The sequence below is a fragment of the Psychrobacter sp. 4Bb genome (assembly GCF_002836735.1).
Lineage (GTDB): Bacteria > Pseudomonadota > Gammaproteobacteria > Pseudomonadales > Moraxellaceae > Psychrobacter.
The window spans coordinates 1-209 of sequence record NZ_PJAS01000033.1 but is presented as its reverse complement, the minus strand read 5'-3'; the positions used below and the strand labels follow the sequence as shown (position 1 = coordinate 209).

The window sequence follows — 209 nt, the reverse complement described above, 5'->3', positions numbered from 1 at the left end:
GAAACTATTCGTCCTTATGGCTACGCACCGATAGGTAAACCTTGTATTGATAGCTACAATTGGCAAGCTAAAAAACGTACCAATGTCATCGGTGCTCTGTATGAAAAGATGCTTTTTGCGCTTGATTACTTTGAGAAAAACATCAATGGCGATATATTCTATGACTGGTGCAAATACACGCTCATTCCAAGCCTTAAAACTAAATGCGT

1 pseudogene is annotated in these 209 nt (G+C 38.8%); it reads left to right on the top strand.

From position 1 onward, the window contains the following. Window positions 1-209 (top strand): annotated as a pseudogene (locus CXF60_RS00650) (IS630 family transposase); the annotation flags it as partial.